Origin of the sequence: Methylobacterium pseudosasicola, from assembly GCF_900114535.1 — a bacterium.
GTDB lineage: Bacteria > Pseudomonadota > Alphaproteobacteria > Rhizobiales > Beijerinckiaceae > Methylobacterium > Methylobacterium pseudosasicola.
The window spans coordinates 1-5,355 of record NZ_FOTK01000104.1 but is presented as its reverse complement, the minus strand read 5'-3'; the positions used below and the strand labels follow the sequence as shown (position 1 = coordinate 5,355).

Below are 5,355 nucleotides of genomic sequence, written 5' to 3'. Positions count from 1 at the left end.
GCTCCAGCCCGGCGACACGGTCGTCATGGACAATCTGCCGGCCCACAAGGTCAGCGGCGTCCGCGAGCGGATCGAGGCGGTGGGAGCCCGGCTGCTCTACCTCCCGGCCTACTCGCCCGACTTCAACCCGATCGAGATGGCCTTCGCGAAGCTGAAGGCGCTGCTGCGCAGTGCAGCGGCGCGAACTATCCCAGACCTCTGGGATGCCATACGGCGCAGCCTAACCTGCTTCGCGCCAGCTGAATGTCGAGCCTACCTTGCCGCTGCAGGATACGACGCAACCTGATCGGATGCCGCTCTAGAGTGGTGCTCTAACCGGGGGCGGATGGGTCCAAGGACGTAAGACATGGCAGGCTCCAGCACGCCCGCCCCTCCAGGGTCGCGGCGGCGGTGGAGGCTGCCCGGGCAATGCCTGGAGTGCCTTATGGAACGATTCCGGGGACGCCGGGGTGCTTCAGGTAGTTGGCCGCGTCCGAATGCGGATTGGCACGGCTGATGGTGATGGCGGCGGTAGTGGTGCGGGCTCCGGCGGCGGTGGCTCCAGGGCCGCGCTACAGGCGGCAAGGTGGTCCGCCAGCTTCGCCCGCAGGCGGTGGGGCGGGTAGCCATAATCGATCGCGAGCCGGTCGAATGGGACGCGATCGACCACGAGGGCCAACAGGAGGCCGGAGGACAGGTGGAAGTCGCGCGCGGCAACCTCCCGACGCTGTTGGGCGACAATCACGGGAAGGTCACCCTAGCTGATCAACCCTTCGGTGCGGCGCTGAGCCAGCCGCTTCATGCCGGCTGCGCTCCGTGCCCGTTCGATATCGTCGTCCACCTTGTCGAGGCCGAGAAGCATCGCCTTGTACGCGACGAGGTAGGCGTCGGTATCGGTGCCCGCAGCGGCTGTTGCAGCGGCACTGGCGGCCAGGGTGGCCGCTACCAGCTTGTTAATCTCAGGGCCCGTGAACATGGGTTCTACTCCTTACGCTACGCTGCACAGTGCCGGATCACCCGGCGAACGATCCGCCTAGACGCCGGCCGCGCCGACGCTGGGGGTGACCTGGATCACACCCACAGTGTTGGCGGCCGACGTGATTTGGCGCTTCTCGACCAGCTCGGTGAACGCCGCCTGCGCGGTTGCCATGGGGAGGTCGAGGGCCCGGGACAGGTCCGGTCCGTTGACCGGCACGGGCCTCCGGCCATTCGCGGTCCACTTGGTGACGACGTGGTTGAGGGCGAGCAGGGCGGCGTCACTCAGGGAAGGGTCTAACTCCCGAAGCACGCGAACACGGCCACCACCCCGCGTGACCAGGACCTGTTCTGCATCAGCCTTGGCGGCGGCTTTCCGTGCGCCCTCCCGCTCTTCGGCCGCGCGACGGCGCTGGGCAGCCGTTTCGATCGGAACGCTGGCCGGGTTGCCCGTGGTCGAGAGCACCGCCGTCGCGCGCTGGGGGGCCTTCTTGGCCTCCTCAGCCGCGATCTCGGACACCCGTGCGCGCTTCTCCACGCTGGCGAGTGCCGTGTTCTGGGGGATGGGCGCAACCGCGGGAGCGGCAGGCCGGGCCAGCTTGGTGGTCAGCCGGTCGATGTCAGCCGCGAGTGGAGCCACCAGCGCCTTCAGGGCCGCCACAAGGTCAATTTCGGCAGAGGTCGTCACCTTGGCGGAAGCGGTCTGCGGCACCGGCTGTGGTGCGGGCGCCGACTTCAGGACCGCAAGCGCTGGGGAGGTGTCCTTGAAAAGGAAGTTGCCATGCCCAGCGCCACGGCTGCGCTGCGCAAGCTCCGTGGCGAGCTGCTGTTCGGCCGCGGAACGGCGGGGGTGAATAGCCAATAAGTTCATGATCTTAATCCCCTCAAGCTCGGTCTAGTGAGCGGCGCGATGCGGTTCGGTGGACAGTGCAGCCTAGGTTCGACGCTCGGACCGGAGGGGACGGAGGAGTGTCGAGCTTCGGCAATTCGGTACATCAGGGCAGGGTGACCCTTTTTCGGGCCTGTTCGCAGAGCCGCAGCATGCCCGCGGCGACGGCGTCTTCCACCAGGGACCGCAAGAAGTCGTCACGGCTGGGCGTGGTCGGGTCGGTCCTGCGACGCTCACCCAACATGAAGTCCAGGGCCTCGATCGTGCCAGATGGAACCGGAAACGCCAGGGTGCGGGCCATGATCGTCAGCCCCGGACGCCGGCCGCTAGTGCAACCGGTTTCACTGGAGCCTCGCGGACGCGCTCGCGAAGACCAGTATTCGAGTGGGCCGCGGCCAGTCGGGCCAGCGTATCTTGGACGGCTTCCCGAACGAATTGCGCCCGGGTAAACGTGGTCTCCGGGTTCGCGATGCGATACGCAATTACGGCCCGATCGATTTGCTCAACAACTTCGGGCTGTGCCTTGCACGTCAGCAGCACGCTCATGGCGGTAATCCATGGATCATGAGCGATACATGTAGCCCGGGAACCCCGGCTACGTCAACAGCATCGAAGTCATTTCGACAAGTTATATGCAGGGCCGCCATTCCCATAGAAGCCGATGATGCCCATTCCTCCTAACAGATATTTCGTCAACAATTTGCAGAGTGCACCCGGTTTCACTGGCTATTCTTGGACTGAGCTTGCCGCAGGCCCGAGGGCGCGGTAGACCTAGTGCTGAGGTCCGGCGGCTTGCAGCGCGTTCGCGCCTCACTATTCGATCGAGGGCGCTGGTGTTCTCCAGGGCGGCGCCCTCGATCACCTCCAGCGGCCCAGCCATCGGCCCTGCCCAGACCTCCCCCCCCCTCGGGCATGATCAGCAGCGCGACCGCGCAACCTCTGCCCGATCGGCCTCGGCCATGGGCCTGGGCGGCTGCACCTCATCGGGGACCGCGGACGCCGCCAGCGGCCTGCGCAGCGCCCCTATGGGGCTACCCAACGGCCGTCCGCATCTTCGCCAGTGACCATCTTGGCAGGGCCGCGCGAAGCCGCAGGCGGAGTGCGGGGTTTGTGCAGATCGCCGACGATGCCGGGTCTGGCTCGACGGCAGGGGCATCGTCGCCCCTGCTCCTCTGGACCTCGATCACCCGATAGGGACCAGCGCGCTAGCGCTCTGTCCTGCTCCAGACGGTCAGAAGGACCCAGTCCTGCGTAAAGCGGAGCGAAGCGAAGCGAAGCTCCGCCGGGGGTTAAGGTTCCTTCTGTAGATGTCGTGGTTAGGGTTCCTTCTTTAGGGGGGAGTTTTTCCCCGACCTGGGGTAATTTTTCCCCGAGCCGAGGGAAATTTTACCCTGGCCGAGGGAAATTTTTACCCGGTAAGCCGGGCCTGGGTCCTCATGAACGCGTCCCGGTTGCGCTCCTTCACAAAGTTGATGAAGCCAACGCCATCCGGGAACATCCCGATGAACCGCTCCTCAAGCTCGCTAACCGGGTCTCTCGCCATTGACATGAACAAAAACGGGTTGCTGTCGAGCGACTTCAGAAAAGCAGAACGATCCTCTTTACTGCTATATTGGGCAACTACAGCGATGATGCTTCGAAGGCTCATTGCTGAATAGGCATATATCTCCTTATGCTTTTTTCCAGGAAGCGTGAATGCTGATATTATCCCCTTCTCTTTCAAACCTTTTAGTGCGGCCCTTATCGTCTTAGGAGTAAGTCCAGCACCCTCGAAATACGGCATGCCATCGTCATCTAATATTGGAGCAAAGTCTTCAAGTTCTTCTTCTCTCATACCATAAGCGAATACGTCCATAGGTATTTTCTCGATCAATTTCGAGAAAGACAGAGTTATTGCTAGTATTGCAGATAGAACGATGTACTCGCTATACTCTAGATGACGCATCAGATTGCGTTCAACAAACATGCGATACTTAAATCTCACTTTAACTAGAGATAATTTCGTTCCTTCATTAATGAGGTCCATATCCCCACGGTGCAGGTTGAAGCCCGAGCAGATCCACTTGTTGAAGGGTAAAAGCGGTGAACTCGCTGTAGCGAGCGTGGTCGGATCGACGTGGCTGTTCACGATCAGGCCCTCCCATTGCCAAGGACGCCAGCGGCCAGTGCTGCCAGGGCGCGTTCAAGAGCCGAGCTGGGCTCGATCGTCGGTGCTGGCCTCTGCCCCGCAGAGTGATCCGCCCCCACTGAAGTGGTCCGCCCTTTGGTATGGCTTTTGAGCCTGGAGGACGGACGACATGGCCAAGCACCCGAAGCCCGAGGAGATCGTCGCCAAGCTACGGCAGGCAGATGTGCTGATCTCGCAGGGCCAGAGCGTCTCTGACGCCATTCGCGCCCTGGGCGTGAGTTCAGTGACGTACTACCGGTGGCGGCGTGAGTTTGGCGGTCTGAAGTCGGATCAGGTGCGCCGGATGAAGGATCTGGAGACCGAGAACCAGCGGCTGCGCAAGGCAATCGCCGACCTCACCCTCGACAAGCTGATCCTGCAGGAGGCGTCCCGGGGAAACTTCTGAGCCCCGCGCGCCGACGCGCCTGTGTCGAGCACATCATCGACGTCCTGCACGTCTCCGAGCGCCGCGCCTGTCGGGCCCTTGGTCAGCATCGCTCGACACAGCGCAAGGTCCCGCGGGGCCGTGATGACGAAGAAGCACTGACGGCCGACCTCGTGGCGTTGGCTGAGCAGTATGGGCGCTATGGCTACCGCAAGATCAGCGCGTTGTTGAAGGCGGCCGGGTGGCTCGTCAACGACAAGCGCGTCGAGCGGATCTGGCGGCGTGAGGGCCTGAAGGTCCCGGTCAAGCAGCCCAAGCGGGGGCGGATTTGGGACAACGACGGTTCCTGCCTCCGTCTTCGCCCGGAGTGCCGCAACCACGTCTGGTCGTATGACTTCGTCGAGGCCCGTACGCATGACGGACGCAAGTTCCGGATGCTCAACGTCGTCGACGAGTTCACGCACGAATGCCTGGCTATCCGCGTCGCCCGCAAGCTGAAGGCGATCGATGTGATCGATGTGCTCTCCGACCTGTTTATCCTGCGTGGGGTGCCGGTGCACATTCGTTCGGACAATGGCCCGGAGTTCATCGCCAAGTCGGTGCAGGCTTGGATCACCGGGGTCGGTGCCAAGACGGCCTACATCAGCCCCGGTTCGCCGTGGGAGAACGGCTATGTCGAGAGCTTCAACGCTCGCCTGCGGGACGAACTCTTGAATGGCGAGATCTTCTACACCCTGAAGGAGGCACAGATCGTGATTGAAAGCTGGAGACGACACTACAACGCTGTCCGCCCCCACGCGTCGCTCGGATACCGCCCACCTGCCCCGGAGGTGTTCGTGCCAGCCTTCACCGCTTGGCCGGCTGCGCTCGCTCGACCGGCTCCCCCGACCAAGCGACCCATGGTGGAGCGGCCCACCGCACACTAACTTTACTCTTGGACCACCTCGTGGGGGCCGATCA

The 5,355-nt window shown here is 63.0% G+C and carries 7 protein-coding genes; 2 read left to right on the top strand and 5 right to left on the bottom strand.

Annotation, left to right across the window (positions count from 1 at the left end; genetic code table 11):
• The coding region (locus BM228_RS33195) for a transposase (protein ID WP_208612058.1) at nt 1-286 on the top strand (286 nt) is incomplete at its 5' end.
• Between the two features lie 450 nt (nt 287-736).
• Here the strand turns inward: BM228_RS33195 and BM228_RS33190 are convergent.
• From BM228_RS33190 to BM228_RS34395, 5 genes are all read right to left on the bottom strand, one after another.
• Nucleotides 737-955: a hypothetical protein gene (locus BM228_RS33190; protein ID WP_092047571.1), complete on the bottom strand. Its 219-nt coding sequence runs from the start codon at nt 953-955 to the stop codon at nt 737-739.
• A gap of 57 nt (nt 956-1,012) precedes the next feature.
• The gene (locus tag BM228_RS33185) at nt 1,013-1,825 is read right to left on the bottom strand and encodes a hypothetical protein (protein ID WP_092047569.1); all 813 of its coding nucleotides are present in this window, start codon (nt 1,823-1,825) and stop codon (nt 1,013-1,015) included.
• A 124-nt stretch (nt 1,826-1,949) separates the two neighbouring features.
• On the bottom strand, nt 1,950-2,144 hold the full coding sequence (locus BM228_RS33180) for a hypothetical protein (protein WP_092047567.1): 195 nt from the start codon (nt 2,142-2,144) through the stop codon (nt 1,950-1,952).
• A 5-nt stretch (nt 2,145-2,149) separates the two neighbouring features.
• Nucleotides 2,150-2,389, bottom strand: a complete 240-nt coding sequence (locus BM228_RS33175; protein WP_092047565.1) for a hypothetical protein — start codon at nt 2,387-2,389, stop codon at nt 2,150-2,152.
• Between the two features lie 862 nt (nt 2,390-3,251).
• The gene (locus tag BM228_RS34395) at nt 3,252-3,971 is read right to left on the bottom strand and encodes a hypothetical protein (protein WP_139234351.1); all 720 of its coding nucleotides are present in this window, start codon (nt 3,969-3,971) and stop codon (nt 3,252-3,254) included.
• A 169-nt stretch (nt 3,972-4,140) separates the two neighbouring features.
• On the opposite strand from BM228_RS34395, the gene BM228_RS33165 reads away from it, so the two are divergent.
• A protein-coding gene (locus BM228_RS33165; RefSeq protein WP_092046615.1) for an IS3 family transposase occupies nt 4,141-5,321 on the top strand; the annotation gives its coding sequence in 2 pieces (ribosomal slippage) (nt 4,141-4,402 and nt 4,402-5,321; 1,182 coding nt in all).
• Nucleotides 5,322-5,355: the final 34 nt, after the last annotated feature.